The following is a 21,466-nucleotide window of genomic DNA, read 5'->3' as shown; positions in this document are numbered from 1 at the left end:
TAACCGTTTGCAGAGGGGGGAAACTCGCCTCTAGTGTGTCTCACGGGGGCCGTCACGGTCTTCCGGGCGGGTCTCGCCGGTCCGCCAGCATCGATGGCGGCACGGTTCCCGCCCGACGAGCCTCAGATGTCTCGGCCGCCGTCGACCTCGAGGGCGGTGCCGGTTATCATCGACGCCTCGTCCGAGGCCAGGAACGCAGCCGCCTGGGCGATGTCGTCCGGCTCGGCGAGTCGACCGAGGGGAATCGTCTCGGCCATCCCCTCGACGGAGAGTTCGTTGCCCGCGAACTCCGGGAGCATCGCCGTGTCGGTCGCGACCGGACAGATGGCGTTGACCCGGATGTCGTCCCCTGCGAGTTCGTGTGCCAGCTGCTTCGTGAGGGTGATCATCCCGCCCTTCGACGCGGCGTAGGCCGACAGGCCGGTCCGGGGCCGGATACCCGACGTGGAGGCGGTGTTCAGGATGACGCCGTCGTCCGCATCCCGCAGGTGCGGGACGGCGTACTTCGCGCCGAGGAACGCGCTCTTCAGGTTCACGTCCTGGACCCGGTCCCACGTCTCCTCGGTCACGTCCTCGACCGGCGTCGACTGCTGGGGGATGCCGGCGTTGTTGTGGAGCACGTCGAGGTGGCCGTACGTCTCGACGGCCCGGTCGACGAACGCCCGCACGTCCTCGGGGTCGGAGACGTCGGCGACGACGGCCTCGGCCTCGCCGCCGCCGGCGACGATTCGGTCGACCGTCTCCGTCGCGCGCTCCCCGTCGAGGTCGACGACGACGACCGACGCGCCGCGCTCGGCGAACAGCTCCGCGGTCGCCCGCCCCATCCCAGATCCCGCGCCGGTGACGACGGCCGTCCTGTCTTCGAGTGTCATGGGACGACAGAGACGAAGCGACGACAAAAGCGTCCGGGTCCCCCGAACTCAGGCACCGGGGAGGTCGCCGCCGCTCCCGGACTCCAGGTTGACGGCGACGTTCTTGGTCTGCAGGTAGGAGTCGAGCGCCTCGAGACCCTTCTCCCGGCCGATGCCGGACTGCTTGTACCCGCCGAACGGCGTCTGGTTCGTGTCGCCGAACCACTTGTTCACGTAGACGTTCCCGGCCTCGAGTCGCTGGGCCGCGCGGTGGGCACGGCGTACGTCGTCGGTGAACACGCCAGCCACGAGCCCGTACGCCACGTCGTTGCCGAGCGCGACGGGGTCCTCGTCGTCGCCGTAGGGGATGACGGTCAGCACCGGGCCGAATATCTCCTCCTGGGCGACCCGCATGCCGTTGTCGACGTCCGTGAGCACGGTCGGTTCGACGAAGTAGCCGTCGCGTTCGAGCGCCTCGCCGCCGGTCGCGACCGTCGCGCCCTCCGTGACGCCGACCTCGACGTAGTCGAGCACCCGCTCGAAGTGCTCCTCGCTGTTCAGCGGTCCCATGTCGGGGTCCGCCTCCCCGGGGCCGAGTTCGTACGACTCCGCGCGCTCGACGATGCGCTCGACGAACGCCTCGTAGCGGTCCTCGTGGACGATGGCGCGGTCCGCCGCCGAGCAGACCTGGCCGGCGTTCGTGAAGATGCCGCGGTCGATCCACGCGACCGCCTCGTCGAGGTCCGCGTCGGGGTAGACGATGGCCGGGTTCTTCCCGCCGAGTTCGAGCGTGACCGGGGTGACCCGTTCCGCGGCCGCCTGCATCACCCGCTGTCCGGTGGCGACGCTCCCGGTGAACGTTATCGTGTCGACCCCCTCGTGGCCCGTCAGCGCCGCGCCGGTCTCGCCGCCGCCGGAGACGACGTTGACCGCCGACGCGGGGACGCCCGCGTCGACGCAGAGCTCGGCGAGCCGGTAGCTCGACAGCGGCGTCGTCGGTGCCGGTTTGACGACCGCCGTGTTCCCCGCGGCCAGCGCCGGGGCGACGCCGCGGGCGAACAGGTTGCCGGGGAAGTTCCAGGGCGTTATCTGGGCGGAGACGCCGTACGGCTCGCGTACGGTGAAATCGACCTGTCCCGTGCCCACGGGGACGCTCGTCCCCTCCAGTTTGTCGGCGGCGCCGGCGTAGTACTCGAAGTAGCGTGCCGCACTCAGCACGTCGGAGCGGGCCTGCGAGAGGGGCTTGCCCTGGTCACGCGTCTCTATCGCCGCGAGCTCGTCGGCGTGGTCGCGGATGCGTTCGGCGACCCGGAAGAGCGTCCGGCCACGGACGGCCGGGTCCGTGTCGCGCCAGTCGGGGAACGCCTCCCTCGCCGCCCCGACCGCACGGTCGACGTCCGATTCGCCGGCGACCGCGACCTCGGCGACCGGGTCGCCCGTCGCCGGGTCGACTGTCTCGACGTAGGTCCCGTCCGTCGGCGGGACGTGCTCTCCGCCGACGAGCAGGTCGTACCGTTCGGTCGAGCGAACTGTTTCCATGGGAAACGGTACTGCGCCCGCGTACTTGATACCCGCAGTTGGGACGACCAGCGCTACCTGTCGACGTCTTCGACCTCGACCAGGTCCTCGACGCTCGTCCCGCCCATCCGGTCCGAGTCGCCGAACCCGGCCGAGAGGATGCGCGTCAGTGCGTCCTCGACGCGTTCGTCGGTCTCCTCGATGTCGTCCGGGTCGACCTCGATGACGAACCCGGTGGTGATGTTCGGGGCCGTCGGGAGGAAGACGACCTCGCGTCCGTCCGGGGTCGTCTTCCCGGTCTTGAACGCCGTCATCCGCATCCCCTGCCAGGGTTCGACGCTGACCGGCGTCTGGAGCGACTCGGTCCCCCCGAGGGCTGTCTCGGCGGCCATCTTCGAGGCGTTGTAGACGACGCGGAGGCCGGGGACGCGGTTGGCCATGTCGTCGATGACGCCCTCGAAGAGGTTGCCGGCCGCGGTCCGCATCAGGTACCCGACCGAGAAGACGAAGACGACGAACACCGCGATGACGGCGAGAACGCGCAGGGGGTCGACGAGCGTGTTCGCGACGTCGCTGGGGACGCTGAAGTCGGTCAGCAGGCTCACCTCGATGACCTGCTCGGGCGTGATGGCCGAGATGAGGGTGTACAGCCACGCGATGACGTACGCACTGACGAGGACGGGCAGGACGACGATGAGGCCGGACGCGAAGTCCCGTTTCCACGAGGACATCTATGCAGGGTTTATCTGGCCGAGGGCTTATGGGTCTGTTCCTATCGTCCCAGTACCGCCCGGAGTGCGAAGAACAGGTTCTCTTTGCGTTCTCTGAGGCGGCGGTAGAAGTACGAGAGCCAGCGGTCGCCGTAGGGGGCGTACTGCCAGACGTCGACGCCGTCGGCGGCGAGGTCGAACTGGGCGTCTTCGCGGACGCCCATGAGCATCTGGACCTCGTAGGGGGTGCCGTACTCCTCGTGGAGGTCGCGGGCCATCGCGATCATCTCGGGGTCGTGGCTGCCGACGGCGACGCCGTCGTCGAACTCGCGGAACATGAACGTCAGCAGGTCGCGGTACTGGTCGTCGACGCGCTGTTTGTCCTTGTAGGCGACCGCCTTCGGTTCGTCGTAGGCGCCCTTGACGAGTCGGACCTTGCCGGGGAGGGCGGCGAGGCGTTCGAGGTCGTCGGGGGTGCGTTTGAGGTTGGCCTGGACGCAGACGCCGACGTTGCCGTCGGTCTCGCGGGCGAACCGTTCGAAGGCGTCCAGCGTCGCGTCGGTGGTGTGGCGGTCTTCCATGTCGACCCAGACGAAGACGCCGTGGTCGGTGGCCGCCTCGACGATGCCGCCGAGCAACTCCTCGAAGACGTCCTCGCCGACGTCCAGTCCGACCTGCGACGGCTTCACCGAGATACAGGCGTCGACGTCCTCGTCCCCGATGTCCGCGACGAGCTGGCGGTAGGCGGCGGCATCAGCCTCGGCGGGGCCGCGCTCGTCGTAGTGTTCGCCGAGCAGGTTCAGGATGACGGCGACGTCGCGCTCGTTCAGCTCGCGGGCGTGCTGGAGCGCCGTCGCTGGCGTCTCCCCCGCGACGAACCGACTGGCGATGGGTGGAATCATGACAGAGAGTCCGAACTCGTGGTATAAGAGGATTGATGTAGCGAGTGGCCGACGTTGACCCCAGCCCCGTACCACGGTTTCGCGGCCTCGTAACGCGAACCCAGACCGCTTAAGACGGGCGGTCGAGATGCCTCGAACATGGACCTCGTGTCGACGCTCGCTGTCGCGTTCTGGGCGATGTTGCCCGCCTACGTGCCGAACAACGTGGCCGTGCTCGTCGGCGGCGGCCGGCCGATAGACGGTGGACGGACCCTCGGTGAGCGACGTATCCTCGGCGACGGGAAGACCTGGCGTGGCACCATCGCCGGGACGCTCGCCGGTGCCGCGCTGGCGCTGCTGCTCTCGGCGGTCTCCGGGACCGTCGGGGACGCGCTCTCCATCTCGCTCCCGTCGTTCCCCCTGGTCGTGGCGTTCTCGCTCTCCTTCGGTGCCATGCTCGGGGACATCACGGCGTCGTTCCTCAAGCGACGGACCGGCAGGGAGCGCGGGGCCGCGTTCCCGGGTGTGGACCAGCTCGACTTCGTGGTCGGTGCGCTCGGGTTGACCGCCGTCGCCGCCCCGGCGTGGTTCGGCGAGTGGTTCACCGTCCCGGTCATCGTGACCGTCCTGGTCGTGACGCCCCTGTTGCACATCGGCACCAACGGCATCGCGTACGTCCTCGACCTCAAGAAGGAACCCTGGTAGGGACGGTCGACCGGCGACGTTCCACGGGGCTTATTGCGACGGTCGCCCCAGTTTCCCCAATGACCGACGACGACCTCATCGACGCGCTGACGGCCGCGGACGCGGTCGAGTTCGGGGAGTTCGAACTGAGCCACGGCGGCACCAGCGAGTACTACGTCGACAAGTACCGCTTCGAGACGGACCCGCACTGTCTGCGACTCATCGGCGAGGCCTTCGCCGAGCGACTCGGAGACGACGTGAAACTGGCCGGCGTCGCCCTCGGCGGCGTCCCGCTGGCCGTCGCCACCGCGCTGGCCGCCGACGTGCCATACGTCATCGCCCGGAAGCAGCAGAAGGAGTACGGTACCGCCAACCTCGTCGAGGGGCGGCTCGAGGAGGGCGAGGAGGTCGTCGTCGTCGAAGACATCGTCACGACCGGTCAGTCGGCCGTCGACGCCGTGGAGGCGCTCCGCGACGCCGGTGCGGTCGTGAATCGCGCGCTCGTCGTCGTCGACCGCGAGGAGGGTGGCCGGGAGAACCTGGCCGACGCCGGCGTCGAGATGGAGGCGCTCGTGACCGCGAGCGAGTTGCTGGCACACGCCGACGACGAGTAGGAGTCTGCAGGGGCACTGTCCCGGGTTACCACGGACCACGACCGCCGACCGGCGTGTGTGACGGTATCTCGCACGGTTCTGGTCGATACACTGCCGCAAAGCATCGCAACCCTTTTCTTGAATCCTCGGCTATTGCGATGTACGATGGTAGGTGTCTGCTTTACAGGCCGGGCGGCAGCCCATTTCTAATCACATCAACGTCCACCTACCGTTCTCCGAACCCGCAGACACCGACCAGAGACATCCACCACAGCCATGTCACAATCAGAATCCGAACCCCAGATAGCGGTCGTCCTCCCGGACGGCTCCGAACTCGCCGTCCCGAAAGGGGCGAGCGTCGAAGACGTCGCCTTCGAGATCGGTCCCGGTCTCGGACGCGACACGGTCGCCGGGAAGATCGACGGCGACCTCGTCGCCAAGGAGGCCGAGGTCTACGACGGCGCACACGTCGAGATAATCACGGACCAGTCCGACGAGTACCTCGACGTCGTGCGACACACGGCGGCCCACGTGCTCGCACAGGCCGTCCGCCGACTGTACCCCGACGCGAAACTCGCCATCGGACCGCCGACGGACGACGGGTTCTACTACGACTTCGACGACGTCGACGTCGAGGCAGACGACCTCGCGGCCATCGAGGACGAGATGCGCGACATCATCGAGGCGGACCTCGAACTCGAACGCGAGGAGGTCAGCTACGAGGAGGCCAGGGAGCGACTCGAGGGACAGCCCTACAAACTCGAACTCATCGAGGAGTTCGACGAGGGCGTGCCCATCACGTTCTACTCGCAGGGCGACTTCGAGGACCTCTGTGCCGGCCCACACGTCGAGTCGACGGGCGAGGTCGGTGCGGTGAAACTCATGGAGATCGCCGGCGCGTACTGGCGCGGCGACGAGGACAACGAGATGCAGACGCGCATCTACGGGACGGCCTTCGAGAAGGAGTCCCAGCTGGAGGACTTCCTCGAGCGAAAGGAGGAGGCCGAGCGTCGCGACCACCGCAAGATCGGCAAGCAGATGGACCTGTTCTCCATCCAGGAGGTGACGGGACCGGGCCTGCCGCTGTACCACCCCAACGGGAAGACGGTCCTGCGCGAACTCGAACGGTTCATCGAGGACCTGAACCTCGACGCGGGCTACGAGTACGTCGAGACGCCCCACCTGTTCAAGACGGACCTCTGGAAGCGCTCGGGTCACTACGAGAACTACGAGGACGACATGTTCCTCTTCGAGGTCGACGACGACGAGTTCGGCCTGAAACCGATGAACTGCCCGGGCCACGCCGCCATCTTCCAGAACCAGTCCTGGAGCTACCGCGAACTCCCGGTGCGCTACGCCGAGGACGGGAAGGTGTACCGGAAGGAACAGAGCGGCGAACTCTCCGGACTCTCCCGCGTCTGGGCGTTCACCATCGACGACGGCCACCTGTTCGTCCGCCCCGACCAGATAGAGGCCGAGGTCGAACAGATAATGAACGCCATCGACACGGTGCTCGACACGTTCGAACTCGACTACGAGGTCGCCCTGGCGACGCGACCTGAGAAGTCCGTCGGGAGCGACGAGATATGGGAGAAGGCCGAGTCCATCCTCGAACGGGTCCTCGAGGAGCGCGGCGAACCCTACGAGATAGAGGCCGGTGACGGTGCGTTCTACGGCCCGAAGATAGACTTCGCGTTCGAGGACGCGCTGGGTCGCAAGTGGGACGGCCCGACGGTCCAGCTCGACTTCAACATGCCCGAGCGCTTCGACCTGAGCTACGTCGGCGAGGACAACGAGCACCACCGACCGGTGATGATCCACCGCGGCGTCTACGGCTCCTACGAGCGCTTCTTCATGGTGCTCATCGAGCACTTCGAGGGCAAGTTCCCGTTCTGGCTCGCACCCGAGCAGGTGCGCGTCCTGCCCATCTCGGACGACAACCTCGACTACGCCCGCGAGGTGGCCGAGGCGTTCGGCGAGTTCCGCACGGAGGTCAACGACCGCGACGCGACCATCGAGCGCAAGATTCGTGGTGCGCACAACGACCGCGTGCCGTACATGATCATCGTCGGCGGCAACGAGGAGGAGGCAGGGACCATCTCGGTACGCGACCGCAAGGAGAACCAGGAGTACGACGTCGAGGTGGACGAGTTCCTCGCACACCTCCGGGCGGAACGCGACGAGAAGCACGTCGAACCGGACTTCCTCCTCGACTGACGACGTCGAGGCCCCCGGCGTGACGGGTTCCGATTCTGGCACTCCCGACGACCAGAGAGATACACGTCTGTGGGTACATCGGCCGCTACCAGTTTCGACGTATTCATGTTTGTGTAGTGGTGTACACCGCCTATGAACCGAGCCGAGAAGGCGGCGCTTCAGTTGCGTGCCGTCGACGTGCTCCAGATGCTGAAGGAGACACGCACGTACGACGAACTCGCCGCGCTGACGGGTCTGCCCGCCGGCGACCTGAACCGGTACGTGAACGGACACGTCCTCCCGAGTGCCGACCGGGCCGCCGACGTGGTCTCGGGCGTCGGGCGCGAGGCGCTCGCGGCCGAACTGGAGGCCCGCATCGAGGTGGACGAGGAGGGCTACGTCGACAACTCGGCTGCCGTGTTCGACCAGGCCTTCCTCGACCTCGTCGCACCCGTCGCGACGGACGCCTTCGGCTTCGACCGGCCGGACGCCGTCCTGACCGCCGCGACGGACGGCATCACGCTCGCGGCGGCGATGGCGAGTTACTTCGGAGCACGCTGCGTCTACGCGAAGAAGTCGAAGGAGACGGCCGTCGAGGAGTTCGTCGAGGCCCGCCAGCGTCTCCAGTCCGGAATCGAACTCACCTACTACCTGCCGGCGTCGGCGCTGTCGGCGGGCGAGTCCGTACTCGTCGTCGACGACCTCATCCGGTCGGGCGAGACGCAGGAACTGCTGCTCGACATCGCCGAGCACGCCGAGACGGACGTCGTCGGCGTGTTCGCGCTCATCGCCGTCGGCGAGGAGGGCATCGAACGGGCGACCTCGCTCACGGACGCGCCGGTCGGTGCGCTCGTCGAGGTCGACACCTGAACCGCATCCTGACCCGCCGGGCTATCTGTCAGTCGGTCCGTTCGACCAGCGCCTCGCGCGTCTCGCGTATCACCCGTGCGACCCGTTCGACGTCAGCGCCCTCGTCGGCGATGTACGAGGCGATGGACTCCGTGGCCGCGAGCAACCACGCCGCCCGCTCAGCGATGCGTCCGACGTCACCGGGGCCGACGCCGTAGCGCTCGGCGAGCACGTCGATGTCGGTGCCGTCGGCCCAGTCGGCGAGCATGGTCGCGGTCTTGAACACGTCCAACCAGCTCTGGAAGTCGCCGTCGAAGTCCATCACCGACTTCGCGAGTTCGCCCTCGCGCCGCGTCGCGGTCTGGGTGAGGCGGCCGGCCTCGTCGTTCCGGACGTACAGCGTCGGCATGTCGCTGGTGTCACAGACCAGTTCGAGGACGGTCAGCGAGGTGATTCGGGGGAGGTCGCCGGCGCGTTCGATGGCGTCGACGACGGACCGCCCGGTGACGGGGTCGACGTACACCCGGGAGACGAGCGTGCCGAGACGGGTCGCCGACAGGCCGTCCTGGCGGTCGAGCATCCCCGCCGCGGCCAGGTAGTCCAGCACGTCACCCACGACGGAGCCGAGTTCGTCGGCGGCCTGCTGGTGGCCGTAGAAGGTCTCGTCGAGCAGTTCGAGGACGGCCGTGGGCGAGTCCGCGAACCCCGAGGCCACCGTCGAGAGGACGTGCGTCCGGAGCGCGCGTTCGCTGTCGAGTTTCGAGGTGACGCGCTCGGGTTCGGCGCCGACGTAGCGCTCCCGGAGCGTGTCGGCCTCGGCCGCGCTGTCTGCGACGAGCAGGGCCTCGCCGTAGGGGTCGAGGTGTGGCCGGCCGGCCCGGCCGAACATCTGGTGGACCTCGAGGACCGGGAGGGGAGCCATCCGACTCCCGTCGTAGCGCTCGTGGTCGCGGACGACGACGCGGCGTGCCGGGACGTTGACCCCGGCCGCCAGCGTCGGCGTCGCGACGATGGTCTTCAGGTCGCGGTCCCGGAAGGCGTCCTCGACGACGCGGCGCTGGTCGGCCGAGAGGCCGGCGTGGTGGAAGGCGACGGCGTTGGCCGCCGAGCGTGCGAGGTCGGTGCCGGTGCCGGTCGTCGCCAGCGTCCTGAGTTCCTCGGCGACCTCGGCGGCCGAGTCGAACAGCTCCTCCCCGAGTTCGGCCGCGAGCGCCTGTGCGTCCCGGCGCGAGGAGACGAAGACGAGGCACTGGCCGCCGTCGTCGAGGGCGTCCCTGACCAGGGCGACGGCTGGCTGGTCGCCGCCGGTCGGCAGGTCGCGGGACTCGCCGTCGTCGAACGTGATGGACTCCTCGGCGTAGACGCCGGTCTTCAGGTCGACGGGTCGCCAGTCGCTGCTGACGAGTTCGGCGTCGAGCCAGTCGGCGATCTCGGCGGCGTTGCCCACCGTCGCCGAGAGGCCGACGAGCTGGATAGCCGGCGTGAGCCGCCTGAGTTTGGCGACGGTCACCTCAAGCGTCGGCCCGCGCCCCTCGGCGTCGAGCAGGTGTATCTCGTCGATGACCGCGCAGGTGACCGCCGATATCCACTCCGCGTCGTTTCGAATCGCGGAGTCGACCTTCTCGCTGGTGGCGACGACGACGTCGTTCTCGGCGAGGTCGTCGTCGGCGGCGTCGAAGTCGCCGGTGGCGATGCCGACGCTCACGCCCGGCAGTTCGGCGAACTCGTGGTACTTCTCGGTGGCGAGCGCCCGGAGGGGGACGACGTACACGGCGGGGCCGTCGCTGGTGAGCATCGCCAGCTGGGCGACGAAGGTCTTCCCGGAGGCGGTCGGTATCGCCGCGAGGACGCGCCCGCCGTCGCAGACGCCGGCCTCCACCGCGGCGACCTGGGGTGGGTAGAGTTCTTCGACGCCGGCCGACTCGAAGTGGTCGACGAAGCGGTCGGGGAGCGGCAGGTCCGCGACGTGCATCTGCCGGGTAGTTGGGCGCGATGGTATAAAAAGTGAAGCAGTGACGGCTCGCTGACCAGTCCCGGCCCGGCCGACCCCTTCCCGGTCCGAGGGCGGTCCCGGGGCGACGTCGTGAGGACCGACACGACTGCCGAGTCTGGTTCGAGACTGACACGTTCGCCCGTGACGCCGACCGCCACGCCGTTCGCCGACCCGGGGTTTCCCGGGACGACGACGCGTAAATATACACGTTCTTGTACACCTGCACATCATATTTCCGTAAGGCTTTAATTCACGAGATTTGTGGTTGGTCGCACGTGCATTATGGGTTCCAGTGATAGCACGGCGGGACAGTCGGGGTCCTCGGGTGGGGGAACCGGCTGGTTCGCCGATTACTTCGGGTTCGAAGAGCACGGTACAGACCTCAGAACTGAACTGGTGGCGGGGCTGACGACGTTCCTGACGATGAGCTACATCGTCGCCGTCAACCCGGCCATCCTGGCCAACGCGATATCGATAGAGGGGTACGGCGACGGGCAGATAATCCAGATGCTCGCGGTGGTCACCATCCTCGCGAGCGTCGTGGCGACGCTCGTCATGGCGTTCTACGCGAACCGACCGTTCGCACAGGCACCCGGCCTCGGACTGAACGCCTTCTTCGCGTTCACCGTCGTCATCGGCCTCGGGATACCGTGGCAGACGGCACTCGCGGCCGTCTTCGTGGAGGGCGTCCTCTTCATCGTCCTGACGGCCATCGGCGCGCGTGAGTACGTGGTCGGACTCATCCCCGAACCGGTCAAGTTCTCGGTGGGGACCGGTATCGGCCTCTTCCTCGGCATCATCGGCCTGCAGGCGATGGGCGTCGTCGTGGCCGACCCCGAGGGGACGATGATCACCCTCGGGCCGCTCGCCCAGAACCCGGTCGCCATCGTCTCGGTGCTCGGCCTGTTCCTCACGGTCGGGCTGTACGCCCGGGGCGTGAAGGGGTCCATCATCATCGGCATCGCCCTGACGACCGTCGCCGGGTTCGTGCTCTCGTTCCTCGGGTACGCGCCCGGCGCCCTGTCGGGCGAGTTCATCCAGGAGGGCGCGTTCCTCGCGAGCGAACTTCCGCAGGCGACGTACGACATCACGCCGCTGGTCGGGGCGTTCGTCTCCGGGTTCGCCAACGTGGAGGCGTTCACGTTCGCACTCGTCGTCTTCACGTTCTTCTTCGTCGACTTCTTCGACACCGCCGGCACCCTCGTCGGCGTCGGGCAGGCCGGTGACTTCCTCGACGAGGAGGGCGAACTCCCCGACATCGACAGGCCGCTGATGGCCGACGCCATCGGCACCACCGCCGGCGGCATCCTCGGCACCTCGACGGTGACGACGTACATCGAGTCCGCGACGGGCGTCGAGGAGGGCGGTCGCACGGGCATGACCGCGCTCACCGTCGCCGTGCTGTTCCTCGTGTCGCTCGTCTTCGTCCCGCTCGCGGCGGCGATTCCGCAGTACGCCTCGCACCTCGCGCTGGTCGTCGTCGCCATCCTGATGCTCAGGAACGTCGTCGACGTCCAGTGGAACGACGTCACCCACGCGGTGCCGGCGGGTCTGACCATCATGGTCATGCCGTTCACGTACTCCATCGCGTACGGTATCGCGGCGGGCATCCTCAGCTACCCCGTCGTCAAGACGGCGGCAGGCGAGTTCGACGACATCTCCGCCGGCCAGTGGGTGCTGGCGGCCGCCTTCCTGGTCTACTTCGTGGTCCGGACCAGCGGCGTCGTCGGCTGAACCGACGCCGAACAACTCACGTTCTCCGGCGCACACAGCGCCGTCTCGTTCACGCGAAAGATGGTCACCTCCTCGTTCGAGAACGCGACCTCCAGGCCGCGATACGTCTCGAAGTCGTTGAGCCCGGAGTACTCGGGCGCGTTGAGACTGATGCTGTCGTAGGCCGCCGCCTCCTCCGGGCCGACGTAGACGTAGTCGACGTCGTACTCGGCCAGCAGCGCGGCCGACGTCGACCGGTTCGCCGTGTACATCTTCCGGGTGTCGTTCACCCGGCGTTCGAACGCGTCGACCCCCCGGTAGCCGGCCTCGTGGTCCCAGCCGACGACGGTCGGAAGCCCCGTCAGGGCCCCCGGCGCGGACTGCCACTGGTACTTCGCGTACCGGTCTGCTTCCGTCAGTATCGTCGGCCGCCCCTCGCGCTCGTCGAGCCACGCGATGGCCTCGGAGACCGCCGGGCGGCGCTCCTCCACGAACGCCGTCGCGTCCGTCGTCCCGTCCGTCACCGGTCCCGGGTGCTCGTCGTGGAAGTGCTGCCAGAAGCCGAGGGCGGGGAACGTCGCGGCCGTGACGAGGACGACGACGAGGACGAGCACCCGGACCGCAGCACCCGGGCGCGCGACCGGCAGGGACGGTCCAACGTCGCGTGCGGCCGCGACGACGTCCTCGACCCAGCCTCCCCAGACGACGCCGGCGGCGACGCCCCAGAGTACCCACACCTGCATCGAGACCTTGTAGACCGTGTTCCAGCGGACGTGACCGCCGACCGGCCAGACGCGGGCGTAGGCGAGTTCGACGACGAGCAACAGTCCGGCCCCGGCGACGACGAGCACCGGGGCGTAGTCGCCGGACCGACGGGCGTGTACCCAGCCGAGCGCCACGAGGGGTCCGACGACGAACAGCGCCGGGAACTGGCCGAGGACGGAGACGAGGACGACGGCGGCGGTGGCGACGACCAGTGCCGAGAGGCGGCGCTCGCTCTTCGTCGCCCAGCGACGTGCCACCGCGGCGAGGGCGACGAAGAACGGGACGACGAACACGCCCCACGCGAGCAGGAAGGGGACCACTCCGGTCCGGGGCGGCAGGAACCCGACGCCCCGACTGACGGGCGTGTGGTCGAGCAGGAACGGAGCGACGGCGAGCGCCCCGAGGACGCCGGTCCAGAGCGCCGCCCCCGTCGCGGTCGCGTACCGGGTCAGTTCGCGCTGTAGCCGGGTACCGTCGGCGACCGCCGGCAGGGGATGCTCCGGTGCGAGCGCGACCGTCAGCCAGACGAGACCGCAGGCGGTCGGGACGCTCCAGAGGTTCGTCACGGCGAGGAGTCCGACCAGCGGGACGGCCGCACCGAGACGCAGCCACCGGAGGGGATCGTCGGCGTCCGAGCGCCACCAGGCGAGACAGCACGCCACGACGACCAGCGTGAGCACCGGCGCGACGACGTGCGCGTGGAGGTCGCCGTTGAGGTACACCCACGACGGCGAGACGACCAGGCTCCCGTTGACGACGTACCGCGCCTGCCAGTAGCCCCATGTCCCGAGACCGATGGCGCCCTCGAACGCGTCGGGGTACGGGGCGCGGACGCCGGCGACGACCGGGCGGCCGAGGTCGTACGCCAGGTCGCGCGGGAGCCAGCCGAAGCCGATGCGGACCAGCGGGGCGGCGTTGCCCGCCAGGACGACGGCACCGGCGGCGAACCCTCCGGCCAGACGTGGGCCGTAGCCGCGGCCGTCTGCGACGGCGCCGGCCACCCCGTAGGCTCCCGTGGCGATGCACCCGAAGAAGGTCGCGAGCGCGAGGTTGTAGGCGTGACGCGGGGCGACGCCGGTCAGTTCGGTGAGGACGCCCGCCAGCAGGTGTGCGCCGTAGTAGTAGCGGACGCGCTCGCCGGCCCACCAGAAATCGGCCGGTGGCAGGCGGTCTGCCCGGACGACGGCCTTCAGCAGACCGTAGTCGAGGAACTTCTCTCCGCCCCACGGGTGGACCGCGGGGTCGACGAGGCGCACGGCCAGCAGGAGGCCGAAGGCGAGGGCGAACACGACGCCGACGTCTGCGACGCGACGCCAGGGAGTCGGTGGTGCGACCCGACTCGCGAGGACGCTCCCGGCCGCGACGGCGACGACGCCGATGGCGACCGCACCGCGTCCGAAGCGGACCTGGCCCACCCAGTACGCGACGAACGTCGCGAACGCCAGCGAGAGGGGGAGGGCGAAGGCCACACCCCGGTCGGGGAACCGGGGGAACAGCGCGGTGGACAGTGGCAGGGCGGCGACCGAGAGCAGGGCGAGCGCGAGGAGCCACACCGCGAGTGGGCTCGTCTGCACGTATCTCTCGGATTCCCCATCGGCCGGTAAGTGTCTTTCCCCTGCGAATTCGGTAGGCATGCGTTATCAAGGGTCGGCTTCTCGTCGTATCACCGACCAGTCACAGGTAGCACGTCGCTATCGTGCGTGGTCTGGCGAGTTCGACGCACACGACCGTCGTCCCTTTCAGGGGCAGCGCCGAACGTCAGAACACCATGGCTACTCTGGAACTGTACGAACTCCCGGGCTGTCCGTTCTGTGTGATGGTCGAGGACAAACTCTCGGAACTCGGCCTGGAGTACGTCACCCACGAGGTCCCGCGGTCACACGCCCGCCGGACCGAGGTCGAGCAGGTGAGCGGCCAGACCGGCGTCCCGGTCCTCGTCGACCCCGACAACGGCGTCGACGGCATGCCCGAGTCCGCCGACATCGTCGACTACCTCGAGGCGACGTACGGCGGCGCGACCTGACTACTCCTCCCCGTCCCGACCGGACCGGTCTACCAGCCACCTGAGCGGTTCCGCCTCGCCGTCGGGGTGCTCGACGGGACCGGGGTCCTCGAACCCGCAGGACTCGTAGAACGGCACCAGCCCCTCTCGCGCCAGCAACGAGGGGGCGACGGACTCGAGCCGCGGATGCTCGACCACGGCCCGCAGCAGTCGGTGCCCGAGTCCGTCGCCCCGGTGGTCCTCTTGGACGACGACGTCGAACACCTGTGCGTAGTAGACGTAGTCGGTGAGGACGCGGGCGGCGGCCAGCGGCGCGCCGTCGTCGTCGTCGCGGACGACGACGACCTCCTCGGTCTCGGACAGCGCGTCCCGAAGGTCGTCGGCCTCGCGGTCGTCCCACCAGCCGTAGGTTCCGTACAGCGTCAGCAGGTCGTCGACGAGTGCGTTCTCGGCGGTCTCGCCCGGCGACGCGTACTCGACGGTCGGTGGCATCGCTCGACGGTTCTCGCCGGTGACGAAAAAGCGTCGCGGTGGCGTGTGGCTCCCTCTCAGGCGGGCCGTTCTTCGAGGTCGGCGCGCTCGCGGATCAGGTCGCGGAGTTCGTCGGCGTCGCGCAGTTGCTCGACCTCCTCACGTTCGACGATGGCGGTCCCGTCGACGGAGGTGCGCTTGGAGCGGTCGACGAAGTAGACCGAGCGCGTCCGGGTCACGTCGCCGATGGAGGCCATGATGCGGGCGCGCTTCTCGGCGGCCTGCGTGAACGCGGAGTGGCCGGTGAGGATGGTGTCCTCACGGACGTCCCACGCGTCGGCGTCGTCGCTGGCCTCGTGGTCCTCGCTGACGGCCTTGAACGGGGCACGGGTCGTCGGGTGGACCTCGAAGCCCACGCGGGTCATCACGGTCACGATGGGTTCGTCGTCCGGGTCGGCGTCGGGGTCATCGGGCGTCGGTTCGGCGTCGCGCACCTCGTCGGCCCCCTCGAGGACGTCGACGGGAGCAGTCAGGGGTGCGTCGAACAGTTCTTCGAGGCGCATCGCGACCTCGACGGAGGCGTTCATGCCGTCCTCGTACTTCGAGACGGTGCGCCGGGAGACGCCGAGTTCGCTGGCGAGCTGGCCGAGACTCATGTCGCGCTCCTCGCGTTCGTCGGCGAGCAGGTCGCCGTCGATGTTGACGTACAGGCCGCCGGGAGCGGCGTAGATGAGCGGCGGGACGCCCTCGACGAACAGCGCCATCGCGGTGTCCGGTGCGAGCACCGGGACGCCGTGTCGGAAGTAGACCACGTCGGATTCGAGGTCCTCGTCGCGGGTCTTGAGCCCGATGACGACCGGCGTCGCGTTGAGGTACGCGCCGAGCCGGCGCATCTCCGCGCCGGTGGCCGCGTCGAAGGCGTCGATGTTCGAGAGCACCTTCAGGAGGATGAGGTCACGTCCGCGACGGGCAGCCAGGTCGAAGCTCTTGGGCCGGATCGCACACCGGTCACTCACGGCGAAGCCCGCGTCTTCGAGCATGGCTGTGAGGTTCCCGACCAGTGCATCCCGGGACATACCCGTACGTAGTCGATTCTACGCATATATGTGTTGTGTCGGGTGCAACGGGCCAGCGTTGGGTGGTTATCGACCGTCGTCCGCCCCCGTTCGACGCGGTCACCGGCGGCGTCGGCGGAGCGAGCCGACGGCCGGGATTCGAAACGCGGAAAGCCTTCACGGGACGTAGTACGGTCGATGACCGTCATCGGGCTGGACGACACGGACTCCCGCGAACGCGGGATGTGCACGACGTACGTCGCCAACCGGGTCGCCGACCGCATCGAGGAGTCGGGCGGCCACGTCGAGCGCGTCCTCCTCGTCCGCCTGAACCCCGCCGTCGAGTACAAGACGCGGGGCAACGCCGCCCTCGCGGTCCACTGCGACGTCGACCCGGAGGCGGCCGAGACCGTCGCACGCGAGGAACTCGCCGCCGCAGAGACGGACGACCCGAACACGAACCCGGGACTCGTCGTCGCCCCCGGCGCCCCCGACGCGGTCCCCGACCGCGTCGCCGCCTTCGCCCGCGACGCCCTCCGGGAGATCCACGCCATCGACGACGCCGTCGCCCTCGCCGAGGACTGCGGCTACCGGCACGTCGGGTGGAAGAACGCCCGTGGGACCATCGGCGCACTGGCGGCCGTCGGCGCGTGGGCCGCCTTCGACGACTGGACGTACGAGCACATCAGCTACCGCCGTCCCGACCGCTGGGGCACCGAGCGCGACCTGGACTACGACTCGCTGTTCGCGGCGGCCGACGAGCACTACCCCGACGCCTGGGATACGGTCGACCGCGTCGAGGACGAGGCCGTCTGCGTGCCGCACACGCCCTGCCCGATTCTGCACGGGATTCGCGGTGACGACCCGGCGGCGTGTCGGGGACTCGCCGACGCAGTTGGGGGCGAACCGGTCTACGACACGCGGACGTTCGTCACCAACCAGGGAACCGACGCCCACCTCGCGCCCGGCCGACTCGGCGACCTCGACGCGGACCGGGCGTACCGCGTCTCGGGCACCGTGGCGTCGCCCCCGGAGACGCGACGTGGCGGGCACGTCTTCTTCGACCTGGCGGCGACGGACGGGGAGGCGTCCATCCAGTGCGCCGCGTTCGAACCCACCAAGCGCTTCCGCGACCGGGTCCGAGGCCTCCGCGAGGGCGACCGCCTCACCGTCTGCGGCGAGGTGAGCGACGGTACGCTGAAACTGGAGAAGGTCGCCGTCCGGGCGCTGAACCGGACGGTTCGCGAGACCCCGGACTGTCCCGACTGCGGCCGGACGATGAAGTCCGCCGGCCGGGACCAGGGCTATCGCTGCCGCGACTGCGGGACCGACGCCGACGGGAAGGTGCCCGTCGAGGTCACCCGCGACCTGGAACTCGGCTGGTACGAGGTGCCGCCGTGTGCCCGCAGACACGTCGCGAAACCGCTCGTCCGCGGCGGGTTCGACGCTCCGACGCATCCGGAGCGCTGACCCCGTCGACCGCGACCGACGCTCCTCGTTCGCGCTGTCTGGACCGTTCGTTCGACACCGACTGTCACACCACCGGTTCGCCGTATCCGCCGTTTCCGCCGGTATTGAACGGTCGTGAACGGGTCTGGACGGCCCGAAAGTCACCCCGACGGTCGGCGGGGGTTTTTATCGACCCCTCACTACCGACGCGTGCAGTGACCATGAACACGACACGACTCGCGACCGCCCTCCTGGGCCTGATGCTCGTCGCAACGAGCGTCGCCCCGGCGGTCGCCACTGCGACCGACCGCGGAATCGTATACGACCAGGCCGATGCGCCGGACGAGCACGCCTACGCGGGAGCGCACGTGACGTTCGACACCGACGAACGCGCCGTCACGAACTACTCCGTCGACGGCGAGACGATGCTCGAGAGCGTCCGAACGCAGTCCCGCTCTTCGGCCGAGCGCGGGGCCGACGTCGGCATCGGTGCCGAGGCGTCGCTCGTGGACCTCGCCGACCTCCCCGGTGCGGCGGTGTCCGTCGAGGCGACGGCCGAGACTAACGCGACGGTCAGCGCCGGCCGGTCGGCGACCATCGAGGCCCACGACACCGAGCGTGGCGTCCTCGTCGTCACGCCGGGTGACGACGAACAGGTCGTCGCCGCCAACGTCAGCGTCGAGGCCGACGCCCAGGCCGTCGACGAATCGCGGGTCCTCGTCGAGCGGGACGGCTCGACCGGCGTCTTCGTCCTCGTCGGCGACGGCAACGTGACCGTCACGGACGACGGGCAGGTCGTCGCCAACGTCAGCGACGACGCGAAGCTGACGTTCCGCGCCTACGGCGAGGGCGAGCGCGACGCCGACGCCCGGGCGACCGAGCGCATGATCGCGAACGGCACCGCCGTCGCCGAGGTCGCCGTCGAGGAACACGACGGCGAGGCGGTGACCGACACCGTCAGCTACGGTGCGAACACGACCGTGGAGGCCGCCCAGACCGGCGCCACCACGACCGAGGTCACCGTCGACCGCGCCGCCCACGAGGGGAAGGTCGTCGTCGTCTCCGTCTCCGAGGCGGCGGCCGAGAACGCCGACGCGCTCTCTGTGAGCGTCGACGGTGAGGCGGCCGCCGAGGCCGAGAGCTACAGCGAACTCCGGTCCGCCATCGGGTCGGAGACCTCCCGCTACATGGTTCGCGAGAACGCCGACGCCAACGCCAGCGCAGCAGTGCTCGTCGGCGTGAACCACTTCTCCGAACGCACTATCACCGTCTCCGACTCGAGTACCGCACTCGATGGGACGACCGACGCCGACGAGAGCAGTAGCGACGGCACCGCCACGGACGACGGTGCCGACACGACCGACGCTGTCGACGACGATACCGAGTCCGGCGGGTCCCCCGGGTTCGGCGTCGGCGTCGCACTCGTCGCCATCGTCGGCGGCGTCCTCGCAGCCACCCGACTCCGGGCCTGACGGTCACGTTCGGACGTGACCGGCCCCCTGCACCGTCTTCCTGAACGCTCTCTCCGTTCTATCCACCCGGGTCCGACGCGGCCCGGGTCCGACGCGCTCCGTGCTTCCCGGAGCGGGCGCTCGACCTCGCCGCCTCACAGCGTCGTCAGTCCGCTGCCGGTCAGCGGGACGACCACGTCCTCGTCGTCGTCGACGACGCCGAGTTCGCGGAACTTCGCGAGCGCGGCGGGGGCGAGCGCACAGGTCGGTTCGACGTAGAACCCCGACCGGTGGAGCGCGTCGAGCGTGTTCTCGACGATGTTCTCGCCGAGGGCGACGGCGTCGCCGCCGGTCGCCTCGACGGCGGCCCGCACCTGGTCGTAGCGGGCGGGTTCGCGTATCTGGACTCCGTCGGCCATCTCGTTGGGCGAGTCGTCCTCCTCCTCGCTGACCTCGCCGCGGTACTCGCTGGCGAGCGGGGCGTAGCCGGCGGCCTGCCCGACGAGTATGCGCGGGAGTTCGTCCACGATGCCGGCGCGGACGAGCAGGTCGAAGCCGCGGTAGGCGCCGAGCGCGAGCGTCCCGTGCCCGACAGGGACGACGACGGTGTCGGGGGCGGTCCAGTCGCGCTGGGCCGCGAGTTCGATGGCGAAGGTCATCGTCCCGGCGTAGAACGCGGGGTTCCAGGCGTGGCTGGCGTACCAGCCCTCGCCGGCCTCGACCGCCTCGATGGCCGCCGCGGTGACCTCCTCGCGGGGTCCCTCGACCCGGATAGGGCGAGCGCCGGCGCGCTGGATGGCCATGAGCTTCGACTGCTTCACGTCGGCCGGGACGTACACGTCGGCCTCGATGCCGGCGCGTGCGGCGTAGGTGGCGATGGCGGCCCCGGCGTTGCCCGAGGAGTCTTCGACGACCCTGTCGACGCCGAGGGCGGCCGCCCGGGAGAGCGTCGTCGTCGCACCGCGGTCCTTGAACGACCCGGTGGGCGAGACGTACTCCAGTTTGAACTGGGCGTCCCACGCCGGCGCGTCGACGAGCGGTGTGAACCCCTCGCCGAGCGTGACGTGCTCGTCGACGGGGAGGAACTCGTGGAAGGTCCACAGTCCACGCCGGGTGTCGAGCTGGCTCACCGGCAGTGGGTCGCCGTCGGGGAGCGGCGGTGTCTCGAGGTCCAGGGCGTGGCCGCAGGTACAGCGCCACGGTTCGTCCGGACCCGCGTCGTACTCCGCACCGCAAGCCTGACAGAAGAGTTGTTCGAGGGTCATCAGTAGGAATCGAGGTCGGTTCCGACCGAACAGACGTACTCGCCGGTCGCAACCTGTGGGAGGCGGCGCGTCCGCCAGAACAGGCCGTTCGTGTCGGCGCTCACGTCGGCCTTCTGCTTGCCGAACGTGTCGGTGATGGTGAACAGCGTGTCGCCGCGCCTGACGCGCTCGCCGAGGTCGACGGCGAAGTCGACGAGGCCGCCGGTGGGCGCGCCGTACTGGTCGAAGTCCTTGGCGCGCGTCTGGGGTTCGAGCGTCGCGTCCTCGTCGAGGAAGTCGTAGTGCCGGAGGACGTTGAACACGCCCTCGACTCCGACGTCGATGCTCTCCCGGTCGAAGCCGACCGTCCCGCCGAGCTCGGGGTCGACCGTCGGGATGCCCTCGTCGGGACCGGCCCGTGCGAGTTGCCCGTCCGGGCCCTTCTGGTCGAGGATGTGGCCCGCGCCGAACACCTTCGCCAGTTCGAGACACTTCTGGTGCATCCGGTGTCGTCGGCCACAGCGAACGCGCGTCTCGTGTATCATCCGGCTATCCGACCCCTGGTGCAGGTCGAGGATGAGGTCCGCCTCCCGGGCGGCCTCGAAGGTCGCCGCGGCGATGCGCTCCGAGGACGTGCCCTCGGCGTCGCCTGGGTACGTCCGGTTCAGTTTCGTGTCGTCGACGGGGTTGCGATGGGAGTCTATCTGGAAGCCGTGGTAGTTGACGATGCCGACGACGCGCACCTCGCCGGCCAGCGCCGTGGGGTCCAGTTGCGGGAATACCTCGCGGATCACGCCGACGCCGTTCAACTCGTTTCCGTCGCTCGCCGCCTGCACGTAGAGCGTCTTGCCGTCGCGTTCGCCGTTGACCACGGCGACGGGCAGGCCGACGGGACTGCCGTCGCGGGTCTCGCCGACGTTCAGCCGACCGGTGTCGACCTCGCCGGGGGCCGCGCTGGCGGTTCCCAGGGTCGTCATTGGCGTAGAGAATGACCGGTCTCCCTTTAGGTGTTCGGTATCACAGGTGGGGTGTCGCGGCGGT

General features: G+C 69.2%; 18 protein-coding genes. 8 read left to right on the top strand and 10 right to left on the bottom strand.

Going from position 1 to position 21,466, the window contains the following annotated elements; genetic code table 11:
- Positions 1-122: 122 nt before the first annotated feature.
- The 4 genes from ACSC1W_RS13040 to ACSC1W_RS13025 are packed head-to-tail and all read right to left on the bottom strand — an operon-like array spanning position 123 to position 3,981.
- Positions 123-872 carry an SDR family NAD(P)-dependent oxidoreductase gene (locus ACSC1W_RS13040; protein WP_435347945.1) on the bottom strand — a complete coding sequence of 250 codons (750 nt, stop codon included), beginning with the start codon at positions 870-872 and terminating at the stop codon, positions 123-125.
- Positions 873-920: 48 nt separating this feature from the next.
- Positions 921-2,390, bottom strand: coding sequence for an aldehyde dehydrogenase family protein (locus tag ACSC1W_RS13035; RefSeq protein WP_435347943.1), 1,470 nt, complete (start codon positions 2,388-2,390; stop codon positions 921-923).
- A gap of 53 nt (positions 2,391-2,443) precedes the next feature.
- Complete coding sequence (locus ACSC1W_RS13030) at positions 2,444-3,100, bottom strand: DUF502 domain-containing protein (RefSeq protein ID WP_435347941.1); 657 nt, start codon at positions 3,098-3,100, stop codon at positions 2,444-2,446.
- A gap of 41 nt (positions 3,101-3,141) precedes the next feature.
- Positions 3,142-3,981, bottom strand: a complete 840-nt coding sequence (locus ACSC1W_RS13025) for a proline dehydrogenase family protein (protein WP_435347939.1) — start codon at positions 3,979-3,981, stop codon at positions 3,142-3,144.
- A gap of 138 nt (positions 3,982-4,119) precedes the next feature.
- Between ACSC1W_RS13025 and ACSC1W_RS13020 the strand changes: the two genes are divergently transcribed.
- The 4 genes from ACSC1W_RS13020 to ACSC1W_RS13005 all read left to right on the top strand — a co-directional run bounded on the left by ACSC1W_RS13020 (position 4,120) and on the right by ACSC1W_RS13005 (position 8,303).
- Positions 4,120-4,665, top strand: coding sequence for a CDP-2,3-bis-(O-geranylgeranyl)-sn-glycerol synthase (locus ACSC1W_RS13020; RefSeq protein WP_435347937.1), 546 nt, complete (start codon positions 4,120-4,122; stop codon positions 4,663-4,665).
- 59 nt (positions 4,666-4,724) lie between these two features.
- Positions 4,725-5,258 carry an orotate phosphoribosyltransferase gene (pyrE, locus tag ACSC1W_RS13015; protein ID WP_435347935.1) on the top strand — a complete coding sequence of 178 codons (534 nt, stop codon included), beginning with the start codon at positions 4,725-4,727 and terminating at the stop codon, positions 5,256-5,258.
- A 255-nt stretch (positions 5,259-5,513) separates the two neighbouring features.
- Positions 5,514-7,454 carry a threonine--tRNA ligase gene (gene thrS / locus ACSC1W_RS13010; protein ID WP_435347934.1) on the top strand — a complete coding sequence of 647 codons (1,941 nt, stop codon included), beginning with the start codon at positions 5,514-5,516 and terminating at the stop codon, positions 7,452-7,454.
- A gap of 132 nt (positions 7,455-7,586) precedes the next feature.
- Positions 7,587-8,303: a phosphoribosyltransferase family protein gene (locus ACSC1W_RS13005; protein WP_435347933.1), complete on the top strand. Its 717-nt coding sequence runs from the start codon at positions 7,587-7,589 to the stop codon at positions 8,301-8,303.
- A 28-nt stretch (positions 8,304-8,331) separates the two neighbouring features.
- Here the strand turns inward: ACSC1W_RS13005 and ACSC1W_RS13000 are convergent, their stop codons facing one another.
- Positions 8,332-10,254 carry a DEAD/DEAH box helicase gene (locus ACSC1W_RS13000; protein ID WP_435347931.1) on the bottom strand — a complete coding sequence of 641 codons (1,923 nt, stop codon included), beginning with the start codon at positions 10,252-10,254 and terminating at the stop codon, positions 8,332-8,334.
- A 303-nt stretch (positions 10,255-10,557) separates the two neighbouring features.
- On the opposite strand from ACSC1W_RS13000, the gene ACSC1W_RS12995 reads away from it, so the two are divergent.
- A complete protein-coding gene (locus ACSC1W_RS12995) occupies positions 10,558-12,009 on the top strand; it encodes an NCS2 family permease (RefSeq protein ID WP_435347929.1) in 1,452 nt (483 codons plus the stop codon).
- Here ACSC1W_RS12995 and ACSC1W_RS12990 read toward each other — a convergent pair.
- Positions 11,973-14,327: a DUF2298 domain-containing protein gene (locus ACSC1W_RS12990; RefSeq protein WP_435347928.1), complete on the bottom strand. Its 2,355-nt coding sequence runs from the start codon at positions 14,325-14,327 to the stop codon at positions 11,973-11,975. The two genes, ACSC1W_RS12995 and ACSC1W_RS12990, sit on opposite strands and share 37 nt — an antisense overlap.
- Positions 14,328-14,521: 194 nt before the next feature.
- Here ACSC1W_RS12990 and ACSC1W_RS12985 point away from each other — a divergent pair, with 194 nt between their 5' ends.
- Entirely contained in the window at positions 14,522-14,776 is a 255-nt protein-coding gene (locus ACSC1W_RS12985) for a glutathione S-transferase N-terminal domain-containing protein (RefSeq protein WP_435347927.1), read from the top strand.
- Here ACSC1W_RS12985 and ACSC1W_RS12980 read toward each other — a convergent pair whose 3' ends face one another.
- Both ACSC1W_RS12980 and ACSC1W_RS12975 read right to left on the bottom strand, forming a co-directional pair.
- Positions 14,777-15,247, bottom strand: a complete 471-nt coding sequence (locus tag ACSC1W_RS12980; protein ID WP_435347925.1) for a GNAT family N-acetyltransferase — start codon at positions 15,245-15,247, stop codon at positions 14,777-14,779.
- Positions 15,248-15,303: 56 nt separating this feature from the next.
- Complete coding sequence (locus tag ACSC1W_RS12975; RefSeq protein WP_435347923.1) at positions 15,304-16,302, bottom strand: transcriptional regulator; 999 nt, start codon at positions 16,300-16,302, stop codon at positions 15,304-15,306.
- A gap of 177 nt (positions 16,303-16,479) precedes the next feature.
- Here ACSC1W_RS12975 and ACSC1W_RS12970 point away from each other — a divergent pair, with 177 nt between their 5' ends.
- Positions 16,480-17,751, top strand: coding sequence for a TiaS agmantine-binding domain-containing protein (locus ACSC1W_RS12970; protein WP_435347922.1), 1,272 nt, complete (start codon positions 16,480-16,482; stop codon positions 17,749-17,751).
- A 200-nt stretch (positions 17,752-17,951) separates the two neighbouring features.
- The gene (locus ACSC1W_RS12965) at positions 17,952-19,202 is read left to right on the top strand and encodes a PGF-CTERM sorting domain-containing protein (RefSeq protein WP_435347920.1); all 1,251 of its coding nucleotides are present in this window, start codon (positions 17,952-17,954) and stop codon (positions 19,200-19,202) included.
- Positions 19,203-19,336: 134 nt separating this feature from the next.
- Here the strand turns inward: ACSC1W_RS12965 and ACSC1W_RS12960 are convergent, their stop codons facing one another.
- Both ACSC1W_RS12960 and ACSC1W_RS12955 read right to left on the bottom strand, forming a co-directional pair.
- Positions 19,337-20,446 carry a pyridoxal-phosphate dependent enzyme gene (locus ACSC1W_RS12960; RefSeq protein WP_435347918.1) on the bottom strand — a complete coding sequence of 370 codons (1,110 nt, stop codon included), beginning with the start codon at positions 20,444-20,446 and terminating at the stop codon, positions 19,337-19,339.
- Entirely contained in the window at positions 20,446-21,402 is a 957-nt protein-coding gene (locus tag ACSC1W_RS12955) for a succinylglutamate desuccinylase/aspartoacylase family protein (protein WP_435347917.1), read from the bottom strand. Before ACSC1W_RS12955 ends, ACSC1W_RS12960 begins: the two co-directional genes overlap by 1 nt.
- Positions 21,403-21,466: the final 64 nt, after the last annotated feature.

Source organism: Haloarchaeobius marinus, assembly GCF_051207415.1.
GTDB lineage: Archaea > Halobacteriota > Halobacteria > Halobacteriales > Natrialbaceae > Haloarchaeobius.
Note: the sequence above shows the minus strand (reverse complement) of the source record. Positions and strands in the feature narration are given on the sequence as shown.